Source organism: Ruegeria sp. CDSA020 (genome assembly GCF_059612345.1).
This window is the reverse complement of record NZ_JBXWQK010000003.1, coordinates 183,309-208,024: the sequence shown is the minus strand read 5'-3', so window position 1 is coordinate 208,024 and position 24,716 is coordinate 183,309. Positions and strand designations below refer to the sequence as shown.

Genomic DNA, 24,716 nt, shown 5'->3' with positions numbered 1-24,716 from the left:
TTTTTTTAGTTTCCGGTGCTTTGGCGCTCGGCCTCAATCTCACGCCATTTGGCGACGTTTCGATTGTGCTCATCCAGTGTCTCGGCAAAAGCATGTCCGCCGGTGCCATCTGCAACAAAGAAAACAAAATCAGTCGCTTCGGGCGAAACTGCGGCTTCAAGACTTGCAAGACCAGGATTTGCGATAGGTGTTGGCGGGAGCCCATCAATCACATAAGTGTTCCAAGGCGTTGCACGGCGCAGTTCGCTGCGGCGCAGGCCTCGGCCCAACGCGCCCTGCCCCTTGGTGACACCATAGATTACAGTCGGGTCCGTCTGCAGCTTCATGCCTCGCTCAAGCCGGTTTACAAATACGCTAGCGACCTGTCCACGCTCATGCGGAACACCAGTTTCCTTTTCGATGATTGACGCCAAAATCAGCATCTCTTCGGGGGTTTTGATTGGCAAATCATCCTGCCGCCCTTCCCAGGCGGCGTTAATGCGCAGTTGCTGCTTATCCTGCATCGACTGCAGGATTGCCGCCCGATCGGCACCTCGCACAATGTCATAGCTGTCCGGTGCCAGCGCCCCTTCGGCCGGTATTTCAGGGATATCTCCCGTCAACGCGTCGATCTGCTTAAGACCCTCGACCACTTGCCAGGATGTAACACCTTCAGCAATCGAGACCCGGTACCGTGTGTCCGAGTCTTCGCGCTTTTGGGTATAAGCCGCGGGCTCTTCTTCTTCCGTCACATCGAACGATGCGATTTCATCGAAGTCCAATGTTGCGGGGTTCAATTCGCGTACACGGGTTTGTATGCGGGTTACACCGATCCGGTACTCAATCTCGGATCCGCAGGTGCTGGCACCGCTGCGCGTAATCTCATCAATGATCTGCTCCATCGAAGCACCCTCGCGGACCAGAAAGCTGCCTGCCTTCAGCTGAGGTGCCTTGTCGGTATAATCCGCCGCCATACGGAATATCGTAGCGCTGCTGATCGCGCCCTGATCCTCCAGCTGTCGACTGACCTGCGTCATGTTCGAGCCACGTTCGACCTGCAAACACATCGCAGTTTCCAGAGGGCCCGCATTCTTGTATCGCGCCTGCCCCCATAAAATCAGTCCACCGGCAAGAAACAAGCCGACCACCAGGATGGTCAGCATGTTGGAGGCCAAAGCGCGCCACATTTAGATGGCCTTTCCGAAGATCACACTTGCATTGGTGCCGCCAAATCCAAACGAGTTTGACAATGCGACATCAATCTTGCGCTCACGCTTAGCATTCGGAGCCAGATCAATCTGCGTCTCGACCGCTGGGTTGTCCAAATTGATCGTCGGTGGCGCAACCTGATCGCGGATTGCGAGGATCGAGAAAATGGCTTCGATCGCGCCTGCAGCGCCCAAAAGATGGCCCGTGGCCGATTTGGTCGAACTCATCGTTACATTCGCCGAATGCTCGCCCAGGAGACGCTCGACCGCACCCAATTCAATGGTATCGGCCATGGTCGATGTGCCATGCGCGTTAATATAGTCTAGGTCCTTCGGCTCCAGCCCCGCGCTGCGTAGCGCTGCGTTCATAGAACGCTCTGCGCCATCGCCGTCCTCACTGGGTGCGGTGATATGATAGGCATCACCGGACATGCCATAGCCCAGAACTTCGGCATAGATTTTCGCGCCACGCGCTTTTGCGTGCTCGTACTCTTCCAGAACAACGATGCCCGAACCTTCACCCATGACAAAACCGTCTCGGTCGACGTCATAGGGGCGGCTGGCTGCTTTGGGGTTATCCGCGTATTTGGTCGACAGCGCCTTGCAAGCGTTGAATCCAGCGATACCGATTTCGCAAATGCACCCTTCGCCACCACCGGCAACCATTACGTCAGCGTCACCGGCACGGATAATGCGGCTTGCGTCACCAATAGCGTGAGCACCGGTCGAACATGCAGTCACAACCGAATGGTTCGGGCCTTTGAATCCATGGCGGATCGACACCTGACCCGAGGCCAGGTTAATCAGCGCGCCTGGAATAAAGAATGGCGACACCCGTCGAGGGCCCTTGTCGCGGATCAGGTTAGCCGTTGCTGCAATGGAGCCCAGCCCACCGATACCTGAACCGATAAGAACGCCGGTGCGCAAGCGCGCCTCTTCATCCTCGGGCAGCCAGTCGGAATCCTTGCAGGCCATTTCAGCAGCTGCAATCGAGTACAGAATGAAGTCTTCGATCTTGCGCTGCTCTTTCGGCGGCATCCAGTCGTCAGGATTGAATGTCCCGTCGGTGCCGTCGCCTCGCGGAACTTCGCAGGCATACGTTGTGGTGACCCCACTTGCCTCAGCATCAAATTGCGTGATCGGGCCTGCACCGGATTCCCCATCCAGCAACCGCGACCATGTTTCCTCGACCCCGCTGGCCAATGGAGTGACCAACCCAAGACCGGTTACAACGACTCTGCGCATAAAATGCCTCTTGCCTGCTTCCTGTTTGAGAAACGCTCATACCCCGGGCCGGGGTGCGGGGGCAAGAGCAAGGCGCAATCATCACACAAGCAGATTGAGCGGAACACCTACAGTATACACTCTTGCAATGCGGCTCCTGGCCAGATGAAAGCCCGCCCTTTCACTGGACATGAAAGGGCGGAACCTGTTGTTTTGGAAGAAATCTTACTGAAACGCCGCAACCGGTTCGTGCGCTGTGCTGGCAACATTCAGCGCATCTGAAAGCTCGAGCGTCTTTCTGAACAGCGCGCGGCCAACCAAGGCGCCCGAAATATTCGGGATATAAGCCAACCGCGAGATATCATCTGTCGTGCGGACCACACCGCTTGCGATGATCGGTGTGCGAGATGTCTCTGCCAGCCCCGAGATCAGGCCCAGCTGTGCCTCAACGTCTTCCATGTCGCTATCGATATCAGTGACCAGAATTGCCGCAAATGGCGTCTCTGAAAACGCTTCGATAAAGGCCTCTGGTGTAAACGCACTTTGACTACGCCAACCGTCGGTCATCACTAAGCCTTGCCAAACGTCTACGGCCAGAACGATTTGGTCCGGATAAAGTTTGGCCAATTCTTTCACCAGATTTGGATCCCACGCAGCCATAGTGCCGATAACAATCCGGCCTGCGCCCTTGTCGATCCAGTGCTCGACTTGCTCGCGCGTTCTCATACCACCTGCCAACTGCACAGGAATTTCGGCAGAACGGATGATCTCTTCAACCATCTCCGAATTGGTATCGCGCCCTTCAATCGCGTCAAAATCGGTCAAGTGCATCCACTCGGCTCCAGCATCGGCCCAACTGCGTGCCGTTTCTGCGGGATTCACGTGCCAAATCATGGCCTCATCCAGACGACCCTTGTCCAGTGTGACACAGCGGCCGTTCTGCAGTTCCATCGTAGGGTAAATCCTCATGAGCTTGCTCCTCCGCTCAATCGCAACGTCAATAGAGGATACCATACCCTCAACTCTATCGGCGAGAATTTCCAGTTTCGGCAAACCAAAGGCAATTTGCGGCACGATCAAGGAGAAAGGTTAAGCCAGTTTGGGCGGCCCGTTTCTTTTCAGAAGGTTCACCTGACTTCCCATATAGTCGCGCTCGGCCATGAGCTCATAACCCAGCTTTGCCGCCAGATTCTGCGACGCGTGGTTTTCAGCATCAATCAGGGAAACCAGTGGTCCAGGCATTATTCTGTCAAACCAATCATGTGCGGCCTGTGCCGCTTCAAAACCAAATCCCTGCCCCTGGGCTTCTGGTGCCAATAGCCATCCGGCCTCGGGAAAGCTGTCGAAGTCGTCGCCTAACCCTCGGTTACGATAGAAAAAGCCAGCTTGACCTATCATCTGACGATTCGACTGTCGAAAGACGGCCCATTGGCCAAAACCGGCCATCTGCCAGTGGCCGGCATTCCTCAGAAAGGATTCCCACGCTTCGCCCCGCGATAGCGGTTCCCGGCCAAGATGGCGCACAACACAAGGGTTCCGCCAAATCTCAGCGTAACGACTAAAGTCGTCGGGACGCATAGCGCAAAGCATCAGACGTGCCGTATTTATCATCGGGGTGGATCGTAGCATGCCCTGCCCGCTCAGAATTTCCTGCCTCGCGTAAATGGTTGCGGGTCAATAGCTATCTGGCAAGCGCGAATTCCGGCTGGGCAAAAAAAACGGCGCCTCCGTTGCCCGGAAGCGCCGTTTTAGCGGATAAAGAAGGTCTTAAGACGCTTCAGAGATGAATTTGACGGCGTCGCCAAAAGTTTGGATGGTTTCGGCTGCGTCATCAGGAATCTCGATGCCGAACTCTTCTTCGAAGGCCATAACCAGCTCAACAGTGTCCAGGCTGTCTGCACCCAGATCGTCGATGAAGGACGCGTTTTCGGTCACTTTATCTTCTTCAACACCCAAGTGCTCAACAACGATCTTTTTAACGCGATCTGCGACGTCGCTCATGTCTATTCCTCATTTCATTTCAGGGCATAGTGCCCGGTTCTGCCCTTGCCCGCTCAGGCTGGCCTTGATGTGCCCGTTCTGGGCGGTTTAGGTCCCCGATTACCGGGTAAGTAGAAGGTTGACCATCCGGCCAGCCCCTGCATATGTGCGCCGCCTATAACACAGACAACGCCCGAGGCAAACGCTTTCGCGCCCACCTCGATCCGCGCTCACAACATGGCCATACCGCCGTTCACATGCAAGGTGGTTCCGGTAACATATCCGGCTTCGGCACTTGCAAGATACAGCACAGCCGCAGCAATTTCCGAGGGGTCACCCATACGACCGGCAGGAACCTGCGTCAAAATCCCAGATTTCTGATCCTCGGTCAGTTTGTCGGTCATCGCAGTCGTAATGAAACCGGGTGCCACCGCATTGGCGGTGATTCCACGGCTGGCAACCTCATAGGCCAACGATTTGGTCATGCCCACCATGCCTGCTTTGGATGCAGCATAGTTGGCCTGACCCGGGTTCCCTGTCGCACCCACCACCGATGAGATATTAATGATCCGGCCCCAGCGCGCTTTCATCATGCCCCTCAAAACACCTTTGCACAGCCGGGCAGTAGATGTCAGGTTGACGTCGATCACGCTCTGCCATTCTTCATCGGACATACGCATGAACAGATTGTCTCGCGTGATCCCGGCATTATTCACCAGGATATCAACCGATCCCATTGCCTCAGCAGCCTGCTTCGGAAGGGCTTTCACCGCCTCGGCATCACTCAGGTTGCAGGGCAGAACATGGGCGCGTTCACCCAATTCGTCGGCCAGAGCCTGTAGCGGCTCAACTCGCGTTCCAGACAAAGCCACAGTTGCGCCGGCTGCATGCAAACTTCGCGCAATTTCTCCACCGATCCCGCCCGATGCACCGGTGATCAGTGCGTTCTTACCTGTCAAATCAAACATTCGGTTTTCCTCTTGATGCTCGGTGTCTCACGATTCGGCCTGTGTCACATTCTGCACGTCATCAGGCGTACCGACAGCTTTACCAACGATCGCACGGTCAATTTTGCGAATCATACCGGACAGAGCTTTGCCCGCCCCGATTTCCCAAGTTTCACTCACGCCTTGCGCAACCATGTACAGTACGCTTTCGCGCCAGCGAACCGAACCTGTGACCTGCTCGATCAGCAACCCACGGATCAGATCGGGATCTGTGACAGCCTCGGCCCGCACATTGGCAACCAATGGCACGGCAGGAGCTTTGATTTCGACATTTGCCAGGGCTTCGGCCATGACATCAGCGGCAGGTTGCATCAATGCACAGTGGAAAGGTGCGCTGACGGGCAACATGACCGCGCGCTTGGCGCCTTTTTCTTTGGCGATTTCTGCGGCGCGTTCCACAGCAGCCTTTGCGCCTGATACCACGACTTGTGTGGGATCATTGTCATTGGCAGCCTGACAAACTTGACCCTGCGCAGCTTGGTCTGCAACAGTGCGCACAGCATCAAGATCCAATCCAAGAATAGCGGCCATTGCGCCCTCTCCAACGGGAACCGCACTCTGCATCGCTTGCCCGCGGGTGCGCAAAAGGCGTGCCGTATCAGCGACCGACAATGCCCCTGCCGCAGCGAGCGCGGAGTACTCCCCCAGCGAATGCCCAGCGACAAAACCAGCATCCGCAATCGAAATCCCATTGGCCTCCAGGGCTCGCATCGCAGCCATCGAGGTCGCCATTAGCGCTGGCTGCGCGTTCTGGGTTAGGGTCAGGTCCGCAATATCACCTTCCCAGATCAGATCGCTCAGCTTTTCCCCAAGCGCCTCGTCCACCTCGTCGAATACAGCCTGTGCAGCCGGATAGGCCTCGGCCAGAGCCTTGCCCATACCGATAGTCTGGGCACCTTGCCCCGGGAAAACAAATGCGCGTGTCATTGCAACCTCTTGGATGACGTTAGGTTGCCGCGGGGTGTAAACCGACAGACCGCGCGGCACAAGCTTTGCCTGATCTCTGCACTTTGGCACCGGCTCTGTGCATCCCTTGCTATTGTGTCCTAGGCTTGTAGCGGTAGGTTGTTGCATACGATCCACCTTCCGGAGCCTCAGATGCCTTCGTCAAACACCTTCTCAAGCTATGGAAGCGTAACCAAGACTTTTCACTGGCTGACAGCGTTACTTATCTTCACCGCATTCCCTCTGGGGTGGGTCGCCAACGGATTGGCCCATGCGATTTATGATCCGGCCATAGCCACAACCGAAGATGACATTGCACGCGCCGCCAGCCTTTTTTCTCTCCATAAAACCGTCGGGGTCACTGTTTTCTTTGTCGCGCTCGCGCGTATCATGTGGGCGATAGCGCAGACCAAACCCGGTCTATTGAACGCCGAGAACAAGCCCGAGGCCTTTGCAGCTGAAACCGTGCATTGGCTGCTTTACGCATCTTTGGTTCTGGCCCCACTAACCGGGTGGACCCATCACGCTGCCGCCGAAGGTTTCGCTCCGATTTTGTGGCCCTTCGGGCAGGGCCTACCCCTTGTACCAAAATCCGAGTATCTGGCAGAGCTGACCGGAAGCCTGCATTGGCTGTTCGTCTGGACACTGGCCGGTTCAGTCGCGCTGCACGTCGCCGGGGCGCTAAAACACCACATTATCGATAAAGACAGCACGCTGCGCCGAATGATGCCGGGCGCCTCGGATGCACCGGAACCGCCAGAGCAAAGCCATTCAATGACCCCCGCATTGGCCTCTTTGGCCATTTGGGGTGCCGTTCTGGTCGGAGGATGGTCAATCGGCGCGTTTGACCACCAATCTACAGCTGGCACAGAGGTCGCAGAACTGACCCAGGTACAGTCCGACTGGAACGTCCAGGAAGGCAATCTAAGCATTACCATCACCCAGCTGGGCAGCCCGGTAACCGGCAGCTTTTCCGATTGGACCGCTGCAATCGCTTTCGAAGATCCGCCCATGCCGGGCCTAGCAGGATCAGCAGATGTCACAATCGCGATAACATCGCTCAAGCTCGGGACAGTCACAGATCAGGCAATGGGTGTTGATTTCTTCGACAGTGCGCAATTTCCAACCGCTCAATTCAAAGCTGATCTCTTCAAAACTGAGGACGGGTACGAAGCGCGCGGCGCGTTGACCATTCGCGACAAGAGTGTGGACGTAGTGTTGCCATTTACCCTCGACCTTCAGGGTGACAGCGCAGCTATTTCAGGACAGCTTGAACTGAACCGGCTGGATTTCGACATCGGCACTTCGCAGTCGACCGAGGATTCGCTGGGTTTTGTTGTTACAGTATCAGTTGATCTTACAGCAAAACGTGGCAACTAAGAAAATGGGCCGCCGAAGGGTTACTCCGGCGGCCTCGTTTCAACTCGTTGTAATGGTATTAGTCGGCCTTCTGGGCTTCGACTGAAATCTGAAGTTCAACTTCGTCGCTTACGAATGGCGCAAACTGACCAAGGTCGAACTCACTACGCACTAAGGTGGTGGTTGCGTCGAAACCGGCCCAGGGCTTTCCTGCCATAGGATGTTCACCCACCTGGTTCAGCTTGGCATCAAGAACAACCGATTTGGTCACGCCGTTCATAGTCAGATCGCCAGTGATGTTGGCAGTGTTTTCGCCCGTGACTTCGATACCAGTAGAGGTAAAGGTCACCATTTCTCCTTCGGTCACACCAAAGAAATCCTCGGACATAAAGTGGTCTTCACGTGGCTTCCAACCGGTAATCATCTCGACCACTGGCATGGATACTGTAACACTGGATGCAGCCGGGTTTTCCTGATCGAACATGATCTCGCCTTCAAACCCCGAGAACATGCCATGGGTGGTCGAGAAGCCAAGGTGGTTATAGCTGAAAAGAACTTGGCTGTGGCTGGAGTCCAGAACGTATTTTTCGGCGCCGGCAAATGCCGTTGTGGCCGAAACCGCGAGCGCTGCTGCAAGAAGGGTGGATTTCATGATAATCTCCGCAATTTTGTAGATGCAAACCTCTTGGGTTGCTCGACAACGAAAATGTGCTGCCCTAGGGCAGCACACAAGTAATATTATTTCACAATATCTGTTCTTAATTGAACAGAATAAAACTCAGGCGAAAATTGTTACACTTCCGCTAAGTTGACCTTTGAGCGCTCGGCTGACATCCGCCGATTCAAGCGGCAATTTCATCAACAAGCTGCCGTCCACATCGAACAACTCGATCTGGTCTTCAATGAAACGGGCACCACCCAGGCTGTCATAGCTCCGGCGCAAAACTGTCTGCGGGCGGCCATTTTCATTCTTTTGCAATACCCGGACCTCGCGGCGGATCGGGTCAAAATACGCATCAGGACGCGCGTCCAGAACTTCGATGGTCAGAAGGCTGACACCTACCAGAAGGAACATCAGCGAGGCCGCCAATTTGATCGGCCAGACTTCGGTGGCCATTGCCGTGCTGGGCATCAACCACATGGAAAAGGCAGAAACTATCAGTAGCGCACCGGCCAGACGGGCCAGAACCATCCGAGCTTTCCAATTTGGTGCAAAGCTAATGAGCACCGGCACTGACTTTTCAAAACTTACGCCTGTGGCGGATTTCTCGAAGGTATTTGTGTTAATCGCGGTCATTTTCAGTACCCTGTTTCTCAGGTTGCCGTTCCAACTTTTGTCAGTCCGGTTAATTTCCGGTATACAAAACAACTTTGAGCCGAAAAGCGTCAGGAATTGGGCAGCGCAGAGGAAATAGCGCGACTTCACAAAGGCATCTGTGGCAGGCCTTGCCCCCAGCGTACAAACGTGTATATCGGGCCATCCTTCGCAAACGACATGAATCGCGCAGCCTCTCGTGGCAGGGTCGCGAAGGACGAAACGGCCCCGCCTATGAAATGCGCCTTGATAGAAACAGGAGTGCACATGCCACTATATGAGCATGTAATGATCGCGCGTCAGGATTTGTCCAACGCGCAGGCAGAAAGCCTCGTCGAACATTTCGGCACCGTTCTGGCTGACAATGGCGGCAACGTCATCGACAGCGAGTACTGGGGCGTCAAGACGATGGCCTACAAGATCAACAAGAACCGCAAGGGTCACTATTCCTTCCTCAAGACCGACGCTCCCGCTGGCGCCGTTCAGGAAATGGAACGCCTGATGCGCCTGCACGACGACGTTATGCGCGTTCTGACCATCAAGGTCGACGAGCACAACGAGGGCCCTTCGGTCCAGATGCAGAAGCGCGACGAGCGCGAAGGCCGCCGCGAGCGCCGTTGATTAACGCCTGAAGAAAGGACACTAAACCATGGCCGCAAAACCATTTTTCCGCCGCCGCAAGGTCTGCCCGTTCTCGGGTGAGAACGCGCCGAAGATCGACTATAAAGACACTCGTCTGCTGCAGCGTTACATCTCTGAGCGTGGCAAGATTGTACCTTCGCGCATCACCGCCGTTTCGGCGAAAAAGCAGCGTGAACTGGCCCGTGCTATCAAGCGCGCCCGCTTCCTCGCCCTGCTGCCCTACGCCGTTAAGTAAGGAGATACTGACATGCAAGTTATCCTGCTGGAACGCGTTGCGAAACTGGGTCAGATGGGCGACGTCGTTGACGTCAAGTCCGGTTATGCCCGCAACTTCCTGTTGCCTCAGGGCAAAGCGCTGAGCGCATCGGACGCCAACATCGCGTCGTTCGAAGCCCAGAAAGCGCAGCTTGAAGCCCGCAACCTGGAATCCAAGAAAGAATCTGAAGCGCTGGCTGAGAAGCTGGACGGACAGCAATTCATCGTGATTCGCTCGGCCTCGGATGCCGGCGCACTGTACGGATCGGTCACCCCGCGTGACGCCGCAGACGCCGCAACCGAAGCAGGTTTCACTGTCGACAAGAAGCAGATTGCCTTGATTGCACCGATCAAGGACCTGGGTCTGCACACAGTCGCAGTTAAACTGCACCCCGAGGTTGAAGTGAAAATCGAAATGAACGTTGCTCGTTCGCAAGAAGAAGCCGAACTACAGGCATCGGGCAAATCGATTCAGGAACTGGCCGCCGAAGAAGAAGCCGCCGCAGAATTCGAAATCGCCGAGCTGTTCGACGATATCGGTTCCGCCGCTTCCGACGACGACGATCTGGTTGCTCAGGATGCTTCGGCCGAAGAAGACGAAGCCAAAGCCTGATCCTCGGGTTTCGAATTGAACAAGAAAGGCCGCACGATCTGTGCGGCCTTTTTTATGCCTCCGCCCGGCGAAATCCAGCTTGGGCCCCGGCCTTTGCTTGCGGTCATCAATAGGTTTCCTATCATCGCATAATAATTATTCGGAGACGATCAATGACATTTCTTCTGCGCCGCAGTGTATTGGCATTATTGATAATTGCACCCTTTGCGGCGTGCGGAGGGCCCGATACCCCAACCCAGAACACGTTTGATCCTCCGCTCTATCCCAACGAAACACCGGAACTGCGGGCCTCCATAAACAAATGGGCCGACCACTACGAAGTGCCGCGCGAACTGGTGCACAAGCTAGCAATTCGCGAAAGCACTCACCGACCTTGGGCTGTGAATCGGCCTTATTATGGCTTGCTGCAAATCCTGCCGGCCACAGCTCGTTCAATGGGATATACTGGAAACGCCAAAGGCCTTTTGGATGCAGACACAAATCTCGAATTTGCCGGGAAATATCTACGGGGCGCTTGGCTATTGTCCGACGGGGACCAGCAACGCGCCATATTCCTTTACGCAAAAGGGTTCTATCCCGAAGCAAAGGCGCGTGGGATGCTGGTCGAAACAGGGTTACGTCCAGAATAACCGGATTTACCCCCAAACGAATCATCTGAGACATGCTGTTTCGGACCATTCTGTTGCCATTACATCGCAATATGACTACACAAGGCGAACAATTTGCTTGCACAATGCCCTGTGGTTGACGCAACGTATACCCCTAAGGACAAGTCTGGCATGTCTTGGGGGAGAGATATGCCGCCACAAGGGTTGGACAGGTGAAACTTATAGATTTGGCCGCGGTCGACCACACAGAGAAGTCGGCCGCTGACGTTATAAACGCCGTCTGCGAAGAGCTTGGCTTCGACTATGCGTCTTATGCCACCTTTAACCCTGTGAAAGGTGATGTGCAGGGCTATGCAAACTATCCAGATGAGTGGAAAATCCACTATGGCAGCCAAGGCTTTCATCACTTCGATCCGACGCTTTATCAATCTGTCCTAAGCATTGCACCCGTTGATTGGGGACGCTTTGATCAGGACGAGAAGTTCAACGCGGTATTCCGTGACGCCCATGATTTTGGCATTAGTTCCAGGGGGTTAACAGTTCCCGTTCGTGGACCTTATGGTGAATGCGGACTGTTAAACGTTACCCGGGACTGTTCGGATTCCGAATGGGATAAGCTAAAGAAACATGTCATGGGTGATCTGCAACTTGCTGCCGTTCAAGCCCACGATACTGTTATGCAATCCGGCTTGCTGGCCAAAGCTCTTTACCTGCCCACACTGTCCACACGCGAACAGGAAATCCTCCAATGGGTAGCTGATGGAAAGTCGCAACAAGATATCGGTGATATTTTGTCTATTTCACACCGTACCGTCGAAGTTCATATGCGGTCCGGGCGTGAAAAGTTGGGCGCACTGACCACCTCACAGGCTATTGGTCGTGCGATCGGCCTGGGCCTAATTGCCCCTGGTTAATCAAAAAAAAAGCACTTCTACGGGAAATCCCTAATAGTCTGCGCTTATTTCTTGGTTAACCTAAACCCTACGGTAACCAGACTGTAGGGGGATGGAAATGATCATCGTTATTGATGGTATTAATCAACATAAGTTCAAAGATGTCTTGGATGACATGTTCAAACTGCGCGCTCGTGTTTTCGGCGATCGCCTTGGTTGGGAGGTCAATATTGAGGATGGGCGCGAGCGCGACCACTTCGATGATCTGCATCCAGCACATGTAGTCAGCATCGACGACGAGGGGGACGTTGTCGGGTGCATGAGACTACTGCAAACCAAAGGACCGCATATGCTGTCCGATGTTTTCCATTCGATCCTGGATGGAGAACCTCCAATTCGGAGCGCGCAAGTCTGGGAAGCCACCCGGTTCTGTGTCGATACTAAAAAACTGGGCCGAGGGCGCGGTGAAAATTCTGTATCCTATGTGACCAGCGAAGTTATGATTGGCTCTTTCGAATATGCCAAAGCGGCTGGCGTTCTTGACTCGATCGCGGTGATTGATCCAGTTATGAACCGCGTTCTGCAAAGGTCCGGTAACGCGCCTTATGACTACCTCGGCAGTGCTAAGCCCATGGGTAAAGTCGTCGCCATGGCCGCTTTGATGGACTGCTCAGATGAGAGAATTTCCGGAATTCGGGAATATGCGAACATCGCTCACGATGTATTCCTGACGGACGAGCAGGCAATAGATCTGTATGCCAGAAACAAAACACCGGCAGATACAGGTGTGGCGAACTACGACCACCAACCACTAAGCCAGATGGAAAAGTACTTTGTCGAACAGATGAATTCGGCAACCACAAAAGCCGAAGTCGAAGCTGTATTGAACCTGATCGAAGCAGTTTCGGATCGGTTCACCCCAGAGCAGAAAACTGCTCTGCTAAGGACCCCCCGTGCTTTTGCTCATGAGGCCTGACCCCCTCACCTCATAGCATAAAGCCACCCACACGGAGCCGTCTTTTTCAGACGGCTCCGTTTTTTGTGCCCATAAGAATTCTATGGGCAGAAGAGGATTACTCCTCTTCCAATGCCTCTACGGCTTTCTGCAGGTCGTCTTTGCTGACTTCTTTATCCGCAACCTGGGCAAGCTCGACGATATAGTCGATGACTTTGTCTTCGAAGATCGGCGCGCGCAGTTGCTGCTGCATCTGAGCGTTCTGCTGCACGAACTCAAAGAACTGGCGTTCCTGACCAGGGTATTGGCGCGCCTGGTTCATGATCGCTTGGGTCATCTCTGCATCGGTGACTTCAACTTCGGCCTTCTGGCCCAGTTCGGCCAGCAACAGGCCCAGACGCACGCGGCGTTCGGCCAGCTTGTTGTGCTCGTCGGTCGGCTCGATCTCATCGTGGTCGTGGCCTTCCACTTCCGGGTTTTCTTCGTGCCACAGCTGGTGTGCGATCTGCTTGGCCTCGGCATCTACCAGCGACGGTGGCAGATCAAACGAAACCTTCACGTCCAATGCGTCCAACAGAGCACGCTTCATAACCGCCCGCGAAGCACCGCTATATTCCGCTTCCAGACGTTCTGAAATCTGGCCTTTCAGCGCTTCCAAGTCTTCTGCACCAAATTTGGTGGCCAGCTCGTCGTTGATCTCGGCGGCGACGGGTTCTTTCACATCCTTGACGGTGCAGGTAAACACAGCGTCTTTGCCGGCCAGATGCTCGGCACCGTACTCTTCGGGGAAGGTGACGTTTACGTCTTTTTCTTCCTCGGCCTTTACGCCAACCAGCTGCTCTTCGAAACCGGGGATGAAGCTGTTGGAACCCAGAACCAGCGGATAGTCTTCAGCGGATCCGCCCTCGAACTCTTCGCCATCAACCTTGCCGACAAAATCGAACACAATCTGGTCGCCGTCCTTGGCTTTCGAGCCTTTGCGGCGAGATTTGAAATCCTGCGCGGTTTCGGCCAGGTTGCCCAGCGCTTCTTCAACGGCCGCGTCATCGGCTTTGACAACCAGCTTTTCCAATTCAACCGATTTCAAGTCGACCTCAGGGATGGCAGGCAGGGCCTCATAAGACATCTCGACATGTACGTCGTCGCCTTCTTTCCAATCCTCATTGGTCATCTTCACCTGAGGCTGAAGTGCCGGACGCTCACCGCTGTCTTCGAAATGCTGGTTCATTGCACCGTCGATGCTTTCTTGCATCGCCTCGCCAAGCAGACGCTGACCGAACTGCTTTTTCAGCAGTGCCATCGGTACCTTGCCTTTGCGAAAGCCCTTCATCTCGACTTCAGGCTGTGCTTCGACCAGTTTCTCGTTAACTTTGTCATCCAGCTCAGCTGCGGATACGACAATGTTATAGCCGCGTTTCAGACCTTCGTTCAGCGTCTCGGTAACCTGCATTATGGTAGTCCCCATAGGATTCGGGGCGCGCAAAACGGCGCGCCGGGCAAATTTGAGGCCTTCTATTTGCCCAGCCGCCCGCGTGCAAGGGGCAAAGCCCGGATCAGCCTTGTTTTGCCGCCGATTTGACCAAAAAAACGCCCCGGACCTGGCCGGAGCGTTCTTGAGGAATTGTTCGCGGGATCAGAACTTCCAGCGCGCACCCAGCACCCAAGCCTCGTTGTCATCGAAACTCGTGGTGTCATCGAAATCATGGTTACGGTATTTCAAATAGGCATCGGTATTGATACTGTCGATGCGCTGTACGACAGCAATACCCCAGGCCTTCGTACTTGAGCCGTCGATCGAGAAATCAGATCCGTCGAAATAGTCGATGCCGATACCAGTCTTACCCCATGACACCCAATCGTCTTCATACGCAAGCTTCGCATACCAATAATTCGGGTCACTGGCACCGCTGGAAGTGTCATCTCTTGTACCCAAAGCTGCGGTTACGCTGAAACCACTGGGCAGCAGAACCGAGGCGGACCCGATTGTGTCTTTTCTCTCCCCGGATCCGCTATCGTAATCGCGCACGGCGTAGGCGAGGGATGCAGCAATCTCCACCCCGTTGGATAAGGTATTTCCATAGGACACCGACACATCGTAGTAATCATCGTCATCGCTGCTGGACAGGATGTTCTGACCATAGGCTATCGCTGCCGAAAACCCGTTGAAATCTGGTGTGTCATAGCGAATGCGCCCGCGCCTTGAACCATCGAAGTTATCAGATGTGTCACCAACGGTAATGCCGCTTAGCATTCCATCAGACTCACGATAAAAGAAGGCGCCATTCTCATCATTGGTGAACGAATAGAGCGCCGTGCCAACATAGGATAGATCGGATTCGGCCGCTCCATCCGAGGCCATGCTGCCCTGCCCGGCAGAAAATTTACCATAGCCACCCTTCAACGCAAAATCGACGTGCCGAATATCTTCACGGTTCCAACCATCGGCATTTGTCCCATCCTGGTTGGCGCTCCCCGTGCTCGGCAGGCCCAGACCGGATTCGAAACGGAAGGTAAACTCATTGCTACCGTAGGGTTGCATCAAAAACAGCCCTACCCGGCTGTTGGACAGATCATTGTCCAGCAAACGGGTTTCCGTCTCATCCCCGTCGTCAACTGAGACAATTACGGGGTTAAACTGGCCATACAGCTCAACATAACCGCCGCTGTTGTTGTCATATCTAAGCTCCGCCGCTGCTGGGATGGCCGATGCAGCGGTCAGACAAGTCGCAATCGTGCTTATCGATACTTTCTGGGTCATAGTCATTCACCATAATGGATCCATTTACGGGCACTGCTCGCTTGTGCGCGATTTCTCTATGATCCCCTGTCTCGGGCCCATTCAGCTCGCGCATCTTGTGCGAATATAACCGCAGCTGAAGGGTGTTAATTTGATCTACTTCAAAACGATAGAATATATGTCATCCAAGTCACCCAGACCGCTTGCCGCAATACTGACGCCTGACCTGAATTTCACCATACGCTCATTTCGGGACATCGAATACTGCAGCGGCGGATTTTCGCCGAGGCGATTAAGGACCTACTTCCCGCAAAACCCGTGGCAACTGTTCGGGCAAATCTTCAGCGATCAACCCCGGCCCGAAAGATCGCGCACATTCCACATGCAGCCATGCCGCAGTTTCCGCGGCCTGCAAAGGCGAGAACCGCCGTGCCAGCAACCCGGTGATAAACCCCGCCAACACATCGCCGGCCCCGGCTGTCGCCAACCAGGGCGCCGCACGTTCATAAACGGCCGAATTCACTGAGCATCGGCCGTTCGGATCCGCAATCACGGTATCGGGTCCCTTGAACAGAACCACGCACCCTGCCCGCCTGGCAGCCTCTCGGGTGGCGTCAACCTTAGAGTAGGCCGGGCCTTTGGTGGGAACCGCCTTCAACTTTTCCGAGATATCCGGGAACAGCCGCGCGAACTCGCCCCCGTGCGGGGTCAACACGCAACCGTCATGCAGCATGTCGAACAACGTCAGCGGGTCGTCTGCAAACGCCGTCAGTGCGCCCGCATCCAAAACTGTCGCTCGTTTTGAGGCCAAGGCAACAGGCACCAAATGCCGTGCTCGCTCCAGACCTAAACCGGGGCCAAGACACAAAGCATTCAAGCGCTCATCTTCAAGGGTTTCCGACAGTGCATTATCATCTTCAACCCGCCGCAACATGATCGCGGTTACCTGCGCCGCAACTTCCATCTGTGCCGCCGGAGGAACACCCAATGTCACCAACCCGGCCCCAATCCGCAAAGCACCCCGCGCCGCCAATCGCGCCGCGCCGGTCTTGCCAGAACCACCGGACAGGATCAGCGCATGTCCATGGGAATACTTGTGTTGTTGTTTGAATTTGGGCAAGCGATAAAGCGGCAACCCAACCCATGTTCGCTCGTCCTTCACGCGGCCAGGTGCTTCGGCAAGGGTTAGAAAAGCAGGTCGGCTCGCCCTGCGAAAAGGCTTGGGACCTAATGTGAACGCACTGTCGTATGGTTCACCGTTAAAGCGGCAACGCTGCGTGGAAATACCGATGTCTTTCACAACAAGCTTGCCGCACAAATCCGGTCCTTGCGCCAGAAAATGCCCAGGCTTTGGGCTGTCGAAACACACTGTCAACCAAGCAAAACGGTCATGCAAAGCACGCGCGCCGCCCGCAGGAGCTACCTTGTTTCGCATCTCTGCGGGTACACCGTCCAAAAATTCGCGAGGCCATAGGTTCAATGGCTCTTGATGCAACACCCGCCCGCTGTCCAAACACAAGCCGGATGGGGCATCTATGCTGACCAGGCGGTCGGTATAGTGGTCCCCGTTCACACCAGAAAGATGCCGAACGACCTTGAACAATTCTCCGTCCAAGCCGCGCTTCAGCCCCGTCCCAAACAGAGCATCAACGTAAAGATCGGCAGAACCACCCTTGCGCATGTCCTTTTCAGTCAGCGGTATAACTTCCCCCAACTCCTGCCACCGCTCATAATTCACCCGCGCATCCGGCGGCAGCTTCTCTAGGTCGCCATACAGAAACACCGCGACTTCCCACCCTTGCTCCCGCAAAAGCCTGGCCACGACGAACCCGTCCCCGCCGTTGTTTCCTGGCCCACACAAGACAACTGCCCGCAACGGATCCTCTTCATCTGGCCCCGGATACCTCAGAGAACGCGAGGGGCGGGCCCCTCGCCTGTTCAACTCTGGCCACTCCTCGAAAATCGCCTCGACAACACCCTGCCCAGCCCGTTCCATCAGCTCAAGACCGGTCACTTCACCGGACTCAATGGCCGCTTGTTCGATCGCCCGCATCTGTGCTGCAGTCAGTAAATCTGTCATGCTGAACCCTCGTGCGATTCAATTTTGACTATTTTTTGTGCAAACTGTTCAAAATTTCACCGGCCATCCAATTTCCATGCAACCCGGCATCGCCATTTTCTCATTCACATTGCCGCCCGATCTTAGACGTGGTCAGTGCCATCCTGACAAGAGTTAAAGGGAGCCCGGTATGAAGAAGATCGAAGCGATCATCAAGCCGTTCAAACTGGACGAAGTGAAAGAGGCGCTGCAGGACGTCGGTGTCCAGGGCCTCAGCGTGATCGAGGTCAAGGGGTTTGGCCGTCAGAAAGGTCACACTGAACTTTACCGCGGCGCGGAATATGTGGTCGACTTTCTGCCCAAGGTGAAGGTCGAGGTTGTGCTGGACGACGATCTGGTCGATGCCGCCATCGAAGCCATCGTTTCCGCCGCCAAAACCGACAAGATCGGCGACGGCAAGATCTTTGTCTCACCCGTCGAACAAGCAATTCGCATCCGTACCGGCGAAACCGGTTCGGACGCACTGTAACAAGACCAAATCTTCAATTCAGAGGAATCAAGAGAATGAGCAAGGACGCAGTTCTTCAGCTAATCAAGGACGAAGGCGCCGAATATGTCGACGTCCGCTTCACTGACCCGCGCGGCAAACTGCAGCACGTCACCCTGGTGGCCGATCAGGTAGATGAAGACTTCCTTGAAGAAGGCTTCATGTTCGATGGCTCTTCCATCGCTGGCTGGAAGTCCATCGAAGCCTCGGACATGAAACTGATGGTCGATACCAACAGCGCCTATGTCGATCCGTTCTACGCAGAGAAAACCATCTGCGTGCATTGCTCAGTTGTCGAGCCCGACACCGGCGAAGCTTATGAGCGTGACCCGCGCGGCACCGCCCAGAAAGCTGAAGCCTACTTGAAAGCAACCGGTATCGGCGACGTGGCCTATATGGGTCCTGAAGCCGAGTTCTTCCTGTTCGACGACGTTCGTTTTTCCAACAGCATCAACAAAGTATCCTACGAAGTTGATGCAACTGATGCATCCTGGAACACCGACACCGAATACGAAATGGGCAACATGGGCCACCGCCCGGGGGTTAAGGGCGGTTACTTCCCGGTCAACCCGATCGACGAAGCCCAGGATCTGCGTTCGGAAATGCTGTCGACCATGAAGCGTCTGGGCATGAAGGTCGACAAGCATCACCACGAGGTTGCGTCGTGCCAGCACGAGCTTGGCCTGATCTTTGACAGCCTGACCAAACAGGCAGATGAGCTGCAGAAGTTCAAATACATCATCCACAACGTGGCGCATGCATACGGCAAATCGGCGACCTTCATGCCGAAGCCAATCGCAGGCGACAACGGTACCGGCATGCATGTGAACATGTCGATCTGGAAGGACGGCAAGCCTCTGTTTGCTGGCGACAAGTATGCTGATCTGTCGGACGAGGCACTGTTCTTCATCGGTGGTATCCTGAAGCACGCCAAGACACTGAATGCCTTCACCAACCCGGCGACCAACAGCTACAAGCGTCTGATCCCCGGATTTGAAGCCCCCGTCCTGCGTGCTTACTCGGCTCGTAACCGTTCGGGTTGTGTCCGTATTCCATGGACCGAAAGCCCGAAAGCCAAGCGCGTCGAAGCCCGCTTCCCTGATCCGGCCGCAAACCCCTACCTGGCGTTTGCCGCGCTGCTGATGGCTGGTCTGGACGGCATCAAGAACAAGATCGATCCGGGCGAAGCCATGGACAAGAACCTGTACGATCTGCCGGCCGAAGAGCTGGCCGACATCCCGACGGTTTGCGGTTCACTGCGTGAAGCTCTGGAAGCCCTGGCATCGGATCACGACTTCCTGCTGCAGGGCGACGTGTTCACTAAAGACCAGATCGACGGCTACATCGCACTGAAGATGGACGAAGTCGAAACCTACGAACACACGCCGCATCCGGTTGAATACGGCATGTATTACAGCTGCTAATCCAGCATTTTCGACGATAACTCTATAGGGGCGTCCATCGGGCGCCCCTTGTTTCGTTTGGCCCGATCTTTCACACTTGCCATTACCCCGGTTAGGAGAGATCGCATGTCAGCCGAAACCGCATTCGCCCCGTTCTCGGATTTCGTCGCTTCGAAAGAGGGACTGGAGCGCATCACCGGCGCGCCCCTTCCCCAGATCATCGCCAAGGAACAAGCCGCGCTGGACGGCATGTGCCGCGACTTTATCGCCAAGTCGACCTTCTGCCTGATAGCTTCGGCCAATCCGGGTGGTTATCTGGATATCTCTCCTCGTGGGGATCCCGAAGGGTTTGTTCGGGTGATCTCAGACACTCTGATCGCCATTCCCGACCGCCCAGGCAACAAGCGGACTGACACGTTTCACAATATAATACAGGACCCGCGTGTCAGTGTGATCTTCCTAGTGCCTGGCAAGTTGGAGACTTTGCGCATCCGAGGAACCGCGCGCATATGTATTGACCCGGACTTGCTGAACAGTATGGCAGTGAATAATCGCGCGCCTAAGCTAGCCCTTATGATTCATATCGAGACCGCTTTTGCACATTGCCCTAAATGCGTCATCCGGTCGGATCTGTGGCAACCTGAAAACTGGCCAGATTCATCAGGGCTTCCCAATATGAACGTCATGATGGTCAAGCACGCCAAAATCGACAAAACGCCGGATGAATGGTTTGATAGCCTGAAGGGCACCGGGGAACTCGACCTTTATTAACCCCTTTTCGTGTGCGGCTTCCCTGCCTAGGCTGCCCCTGTCATTTCATTGGATCGGATTACAAGATGCTTCGGCTTGCTCTTATTTTGGCAATTTCTCTACCTGGCTTTGCGGCAGCGGCCCCCTGTGGCAACACCGGAAATGGATTTGAGACCTGGAAGCGGGATTTCGCGAAGCAGGCCCAGCGCGCGGGAGTAAAAAAGAAGGGATTGCAGGCGCTGAGCCAAAGCCAATACGCCACCCGAACCATTGCCGCGGACCGAAACCAAAAGAGTTTTAAATACTCGCTGGACAAATTCATGCAGATCCGCGGCGCGGATACCATCGTAGCGCAGGGCCGTAAGCGCAAAGCCAGGAACCCTCAGTTCTATGCGACGCTCGAGCGCCAGTATGGGGTGCCAGCGGGCGTTCTGATCGCTATTCACGGAATGGAAACAGGATTTGGAAATTTCATGGGTGACAGCCAGGTTGTTTCAGCAATAACCACTTTGGCCTATGATTGTCGCCGATCCGAGTTCTTCATCCCCCACGCTATCGGAGCACTGAAGCTGGTCGATCAAGGCAGCATTACGACCAACACTGTTGGTGCCAAGCATGGTGAGCTGGGACATACACAGTTTCTGCCGGGCAATGCCCTGGAATACGGTGTGGATGCCACGGGTGACGGTCAGGTCGATTTCTACAATATGACCGATGCGCTGGCCTCGACCGCTAATTTCCTGCGTAAAAAGGGCTGGAAGCCCGGACGCGGATATCAACCGGGCCAACCGAATTTTGCGGTCATTCAACAGTGGAATGCCGCGACGGTGTACCAAGAATCCATCGCAATCATGGCTGCTCGAATCGACGGATGATTGTGTCGGTCTGTCATGTAGGGCGACCGCAATTCAGACACATTGTCGCCACAGACGCTAAATAGCCCTTAAAATGCCTAGGTTTCCAATGCGTAATCAATCTTGCCGATTTCTCATTTTTTTCCATTTCCGCCCAATTCTTTCCCTTATCTGTTGATAATTTGAGTCATCTGACGGAATGCACAAAGGAATGCGCAGTGACTCCGAAGCACAGCTATCACGGCGGCCTGCAGTTCACAGGCAAGACCAATGGCGCGATCGAGCGGTTTGGTGCCATCGTGGCGGCGACCCTGGAAGATTACGGCCATCTTGTTGAGCGCAAAACGATCCTGAACACGACCGAGGCTAGCATCGTCTCAAGTCAGTACCTTGTGCGCCTTACGCTGGATACCCAACTGGCTGAAACAGAAGACCGGTTTGAACGGCGGGACCGTGCGGCCGGTCTGAGAACCGTCTCGAAACCCCGGGTGACCCTGCCCGAAAACCGGTTGACGGTCACAATTACCCCTGTATCCGCCTTGCTGGACGACAGCGAGATCTCGGAGCTTATGCTTGTTGTGATCCTGTATCGCATGGTTGATATCTGTGCGACTCAGCGCGTGGAATGGCTGTCTCCGAATACAGTCCTGACCATGGAACAATTCATGAGTGCTTTTGACACTCTGGCGCCCGTTAAACAGCGGGACAGAAAACAAATTTTCGAATCCGTTTCCGGGCCGTTTGCAGGTCTTGAATTAACGGAGACAGAAGATCTGGATGAGCTAAGAAACAAAACGCAGACCTCACATGCGCGGCCAATCCAGCTGTCAGACGAGCAGTTGCTTAGCATTGCTTTTCGGACAGAACCGATCGAGCAGAAACCGGATGATCGGACCGACACTCCCCCCCTCGACCACGAGAAACCCAGTGATATCCTGCGACTTACCAGTTGGGGACTTACGGGTGCCGTGGCCAGCGTGTCGGTCCCGATCGCGGCCTCGATGGCTGCCGTCAACCTGATCCGAGGTGAAGATTTCCGCCTGAATACTCAGGTACTAGCCTATTCGGTTGCAATATCAGCGCTCAGCACCAGCGGTGCCTTTGCGGGTGTGGCAACTGCTTTAGGCATGTAGACCAATTCCAATAAGACCCTCCTAGGAAGCCCCGCCGTCAGGTGGGGTTTTCTTTTTGGCGAAGGCTTCCAGCCTCAAGAACATAGGTGTGGATCGAAAAAACCACAGCCCGCGTTTTCGGCAGCCGCAACAATGTTTGCCTCTCGCTGCGCAAATAGCACGCGGCTCGGGGTGAACTGACCTCGCGCGGTTCTGTAGCGCTTCGAGGCTGATGCAGATCGGCATCCTCATACCACAGCGCATTAAACCGCCAGAGCGGCTTATCGGGCTGAATTCCATCAAACAACCGCTGGACACGGCGCGCGATGCTTTCGTCGTAGCTGTTGACCGGTACATGGATGTCGATCAGGGGGCGCATGAATTTTTCTGACAGTCGCCAACTGGCTGGAAAACACAAAACCGCGCCAGTCAAAACATGTTCGTCCCCTTGCTTTTGCAAGATACAGATATCCTCCTGCACCAGTCTGCAAAGGGTTTCCATTGGGGCCTGCCGATCAATCTGGACCTTCTGCCCATCGGCTCTCGTGACGAGGTCTGAGCATCCGGGGTACGCATATTGCAACACCAGGTCCAAGACTTCTTGTGCGGCTGGTTCGGCTTCGGGCGCCAGCGCAAGAACATCAGCGTGACGCTCTTTCAGCAACGCTTCCCGATATTCCATCTGGGCCGCGAACGCTTCGTCCTGATGCAACCAAGTTTCCATACTGGCGGGCTGAATACCCGGCAGCGGGCGGGGTTTCAAAGGATCATAGGGAGTAGAGGTCTGCAAAATGGTCGTCATGAGCCCGACCTAACATCGACACTTCGACTTGTCGGTCAAAAAGCGACGGATGGCGGTCGCAAATTATCAAGACGCTGAAAGAATGCTTCTTCACGCTCGATAGACAGGCAGGGAGGGCTACTTTGAACCGTCACCATAGAGATATCCGCAAGATCGACCCCACCAAAGGCACAGCGCTTGGGGACGGCACTCCCAATGATTTGGACCGGATCGAGATCGGCCCCACACAGCTGGCCTTCGCCGAATGGGAAGCCGCCGGCCTGTCCTTGCCGAACCTTGAGAGGATGCGTGAGTATCGGTGGAAACGTCTGACCAAGGCCATCGTTGATCGTGGCTATGGTGGCTTGTTGATGTTTGATCCTCTGAACATTCGATACGCCACAGACAGCACCAACATGCAGCTCTGGAACACGCATAACCCCTTCCGCGCAGTGCTGTTATGTGCCGACGGGTATATGGTGATCTGGGACTATAAAAACTCACCTTTTCTAAGCCAATTCAACCCATTAGTGAAGGAACAGCGGTCGGGCGCCGACCTGTTCTATTTCGATCGCGGCGACAAGGTCGATGTTGCCGCGGATGTACTCTCGAACGAAGTGCGGGCGCTGATTGATGCGCATGGCGGCGGTAACAAGCGGCTGGCTGTGGACAAGATCATGCTGCACGGTTTGCGCGCCCTTGAGGCCCAGGGGTTCGAGATCATGGAAGGCGAGGAAGTCACTGAAAAGTCCCGCGCCGTGAAAGGCCCGGACGAAATTCTGGCGATGCGATGTGCCAACCACGCCTGCGAGACCGCGGTGGCCGAGATGGAGGCATTTGCCCGCGCTAATGTCGGAGACGGAAGAACCTCGGAAGACGACATCTGGGCCATTCTGCATGCCGAAAACATCCGGCGCGGCGGGGAATGGATCGAAACCCGCCTGCTGGCCTCGGGCCAACGCACCAACCCGTGGTTTCAGGAATGTGGTCCCCGGATCACGCAAAAGAATGAAATCATCGCCTTCGATACCGATTTGATCGGGTCTTACGGCATCTGCATCGATATCTCGCGCACTTGGTGGATCGGGGACGAGAAACCCCGCCCGGATATGGTCTATGCCATGCAGCACGCGCATGAGCATATCATGACAAATATGGAGATGCTGAAACCCGGCGTTATGATCCCTGAACTGACCGCCAACAGCCATAGGTTGGATAGCAAGTTTCAGGACCAGAAATACGGCTGCCTGATGCACGGCGTTGGCCTGTGTGACGAGTGGCCTCTGGTCGCCTATCCGGACAAGGCCGTCGCCGGCGCTTATGATTATCCGCTGGAACCGGGCATGGTTCTATGCGTCGAAGCTGCGGTTGGCGAGGTAGGTGGAGATTTCTCAATCAAACTCGAAGATCAGGTTCTGATCACTGAGGATGGGTATGAAAACCTGTCCACCTATCCCTTTGATCCACGGCTTATGGGTTTCGCCTGATCC

Annotated in this window: 26 protein-coding genes; 13 read left to right on the top strand and 13 right to left on the bottom strand. The window is 55.0% G+C overall.

Features of this window, described 5'->3' with window-relative positions:
• Positions 1–5: 5 nt before the first annotated feature.
• The 7 genes from mltG to fabD all read right to left on the bottom strand — a co-directional run bounded on the left by mltG (position 6) and on the right by fabD (position 6,325).
• Positions 6–1,166: an endolytic transglycosylase MltG gene (mltG, locus tag AC2FJW_RS06465; RefSeq protein ID WP_496749530.1), complete on the bottom strand. Its 1,161-nt coding sequence runs from the start codon at positions 1,164–1,166 to the stop codon at positions 6–8.
• Entirely contained in the window at positions 1,167–2,432 is a 1,266-nt protein-coding gene (gene fabF / locus AC2FJW_RS06460) for a beta-ketoacyl-ACP synthase II (protein ID WP_496749529.1), read from the bottom strand.
• A 204-nt stretch (positions 2,433–2,636) separates the two neighbouring features.
• Positions 2,637–3,380, bottom strand: coding sequence for a 1-(5-phosphoribosyl)-5-[(5-phosphoribosylamino)methylideneamino]imidazole-4-carboxamide isomerase (locus AC2FJW_RS06455; RefSeq protein ID WP_496691050.1), 744 nt, complete (start codon positions 3,378–3,380; stop codon positions 2,637–2,639).
• A 120-nt stretch (positions 3,381–3,500) separates the two neighbouring features.
• Positions 3,501–4,001 (bottom strand): GNAT family N-acetyltransferase, encoded by a 501-nt coding sequence (locus AC2FJW_RS06450; RefSeq protein WP_496691339.1) that lies wholly within the window; start codon positions 3,999–4,001, stop codon positions 3,501–3,503.
• A gap of 177 nt (positions 4,002–4,178) precedes the next feature.
• Positions 4,179–4,412 carry an acyl carrier protein gene (locus tag AC2FJW_RS06445; RefSeq protein ID WP_005982462.1) on the bottom strand — a complete coding sequence of 78 codons (234 nt, stop codon included), beginning with the start codon at positions 4,410–4,412 and terminating at the stop codon, positions 4,179–4,181.
• Positions 4,413–4,621: 209 nt separating this feature from the next.
• Positions 4,622–5,359 carry a 3-oxoacyl-[acyl-carrier-protein] reductase gene (fabG, locus tag AC2FJW_RS06440; RefSeq protein WP_496749528.1) on the bottom strand — a complete coding sequence of 246 codons (738 nt, stop codon included), beginning with the start codon at positions 5,357–5,359 and terminating at the stop codon, positions 4,622–4,624.
• A gap of 27 nt (positions 5,360–5,386) precedes the next feature.
• Positions 5,387–6,325: an ACP S-malonyltransferase gene (gene fabD, locus AC2FJW_RS06435; RefSeq protein ID WP_496705917.1), complete on the bottom strand. Its 939-nt coding sequence runs from the start codon at positions 6,323–6,325 to the stop codon at positions 5,387–5,389.
• A gap of 171 nt (positions 6,326–6,496) precedes the next feature.
• Here fabD and AC2FJW_RS06430 point away from each other — a divergent pair, with 171 nt between their 5' ends.
• Positions 6,497–7,723, top strand: a complete 1,227-nt coding sequence (locus AC2FJW_RS06430) for a cytochrome b/b6 domain-containing protein (RefSeq protein WP_496749527.1) — start codon at positions 6,497–6,499, stop codon at positions 7,721–7,723.
• Positions 7,724–7,781: 58 nt separating this feature from the next.
• Here the strand turns inward: AC2FJW_RS06430 and AC2FJW_RS06425 are convergent, their stop codons facing one another.
• Positions 7,782–8,354: a YceI family protein gene (locus tag AC2FJW_RS06425; RefSeq protein ID WP_281971916.1), complete on the bottom strand. Its 573-nt coding sequence runs from the start codon at positions 8,352–8,354 to the stop codon at positions 7,782–7,784.
• Between the two features lie 126 nt (positions 8,355–8,480).
• Positions 8,481–8,999 carry a hypothetical protein gene (locus AC2FJW_RS06420; RefSeq protein WP_496695836.1) on the bottom strand — a complete coding sequence of 173 codons (519 nt, stop codon included), beginning with the start codon at positions 8,997–8,999 and terminating at the stop codon, positions 8,481–8,483.
• Positions 9,000–9,284: 285 nt separating this feature from the next.
• On the opposite strand from AC2FJW_RS06420, the gene rpsF reads away from it, so the two are divergent.
• The 6 genes from rpsF (at position 9,285) to AC2FJW_RS06390 (ending at position 13,004) form a co-directional block, all read left to right on the top strand.
• Positions 9,285–9,638 carry a 30S ribosomal protein S6 gene (rpsF, locus tag AC2FJW_RS06415; RefSeq protein WP_142633142.1) on the top strand — a complete coding sequence of 118 codons (354 nt, stop codon included), beginning with the start codon at positions 9,285–9,287 and terminating at the stop codon, positions 9,636–9,638.
• Between the two features lie 28 nt (positions 9,639–9,666).
• A complete protein-coding gene (gene rpsR, locus AC2FJW_RS06410) occupies positions 9,667–9,894 on the top strand; it encodes a 30S ribosomal protein S18 (RefSeq protein ID WP_005608650.1) in 228 nt (75 codons plus the stop codon).
• Positions 9,895–9,906: 12 nt separating this feature from the next.
• On the top strand, positions 9,907–10,527 hold the full coding sequence (gene rplI, locus AC2FJW_RS06405; protein WP_142633139.1) for a 50S ribosomal protein L9: 621 nt from the start codon (positions 9,907–9,909) through the stop codon (positions 10,525–10,527).
• Between the two features lie 152 nt (positions 10,528–10,679).
• The gene (locus tag AC2FJW_RS06400; protein ID WP_281994455.1) at positions 10,680–11,156 is read left to right on the top strand and encodes a transglycosylase SLT domain-containing protein; all 477 of its coding nucleotides are present in this window, start codon (positions 10,680–10,682) and stop codon (positions 11,154–11,156) included.
• A 191-nt stretch (positions 11,157–11,347) separates the two neighbouring features.
• Positions 11,348–12,049: a helix-turn-helix transcriptional regulator gene (locus AC2FJW_RS06395; RefSeq protein WP_185956601.1), complete on the top strand. Its 702-nt coding sequence runs from the start codon at positions 11,348–11,350 to the stop codon at positions 12,047–12,049.
• Positions 12,050–12,146: 97 nt separating this feature from the next.
• Entirely contained in the window at positions 12,147–13,004 is an 858-nt protein-coding gene (locus AC2FJW_RS06390; protein ID WP_496692344.1) for an acyl-homoserine-lactone synthase, read from the top strand.
• A 97-nt stretch (positions 13,005–13,101) separates the two neighbouring features.
• On the opposite strand, the gene tig is transcribed toward AC2FJW_RS06390, so the two are convergent.
• The 3 genes from tig to AC2FJW_RS06375 all read right to left on the bottom strand — a co-directional run bounded on the left by tig (position 13,102) and on the right by AC2FJW_RS06375 (position 17,800).
• Complete coding sequence (tig, locus tag AC2FJW_RS06385; protein ID WP_271948081.1) at positions 13,102–14,433, bottom strand: trigger factor; 1,332 nt, start codon at positions 14,431–14,433, stop codon at positions 13,102–13,104.
• Between the two features lie 183 nt (positions 14,434–14,616).
• A complete protein-coding gene (locus tag AC2FJW_RS06380) occupies positions 14,617–15,741 on the bottom strand; it encodes a porin (RefSeq protein WP_496749526.1) in 1,125 nt (374 codons plus the stop codon).
• 271 nt (positions 15,742–16,012) lie between these two features.
• Entirely contained in the window at positions 16,013–17,800 is a 1,788-nt protein-coding gene (locus AC2FJW_RS06375; protein ID WP_496695844.1) for an NAD(P)H-hydrate dehydratase, read from the bottom strand.
• A gap of 169 nt (positions 17,801–17,969) precedes the next feature.
• Between AC2FJW_RS06375 and AC2FJW_RS06370 the strand changes: the two genes are divergently transcribed.
• The 5 genes from AC2FJW_RS06370 to AC2FJW_RS06350 all read left to right on the top strand — a co-directional run bounded on the left by AC2FJW_RS06370 (position 17,970) and on the right by AC2FJW_RS06350 (position 22,466).
• A complete protein-coding gene (locus AC2FJW_RS06370; protein WP_142633129.1) occupies positions 17,970–18,308 on the top strand; it encodes a P-II family nitrogen regulator in 339 nt (112 codons plus the stop codon).
• Between the two features lie 35 nt (positions 18,309–18,343).
• Positions 18,344–19,750: a type I glutamate--ammonia ligase gene (gene glnA / locus AC2FJW_RS06365; protein ID WP_142633127.1), complete on the top strand. Its 1,407-nt coding sequence runs from the start codon at positions 18,344–18,346 to the stop codon at positions 19,748–19,750.
• Between the two features lie 105 nt (positions 19,751–19,855).
• Positions 19,856–20,500: an MSMEG_1061 family FMN-dependent PPOX-type flavoprotein gene (locus AC2FJW_RS06360; protein WP_496749525.1), complete on the top strand. Its 645-nt coding sequence runs from the start codon at positions 19,856–19,858 to the stop codon at positions 20,498–20,500.
• A 65-nt stretch (positions 20,501–20,565) separates the two neighbouring features.
• Positions 20,566–21,354, top strand: coding sequence for a lytic murein transglycosylase (locus AC2FJW_RS06355; protein WP_496749524.1), 789 nt, complete (start codon positions 20,566–20,568; stop codon positions 21,352–21,354).
• 197 nt (positions 21,355–21,551) lie between these two features.
• Positions 21,552–22,466 carry a hypothetical protein gene (locus AC2FJW_RS06350; RefSeq protein WP_496695849.1) on the top strand — a complete coding sequence of 305 codons (915 nt, stop codon included), beginning with the start codon at positions 21,552–21,554 and terminating at the stop codon, positions 22,464–22,466.
• 37 nt (positions 22,467–22,503) lie between these two features.
• Here AC2FJW_RS06350 and AC2FJW_RS06345 read toward each other — a convergent pair whose 3' ends face one another.
• Positions 22,504–23,247, bottom strand: coding sequence for a heme-dependent oxidative N-demethylase family protein (locus AC2FJW_RS06345; protein ID WP_496749523.1), 744 nt, complete (start codon positions 23,245–23,247; stop codon positions 22,504–22,506).
• A gap of 122 nt (positions 23,248–23,369) precedes the next feature.
• Between AC2FJW_RS06345 and dddP the strand changes: the two genes are divergently transcribed.
• The gene (gene dddP / locus AC2FJW_RS06340) at positions 23,370–24,713 is read left to right on the top strand and encodes a dimethylsulfonioproprionate lyase DddP (protein WP_496749522.1); all 1,344 of its coding nucleotides are present in this window, start codon (positions 23,370–23,372) and stop codon (positions 24,711–24,713) included.
• Positions 24,714–24,716: the final 3 nt, after the last annotated feature.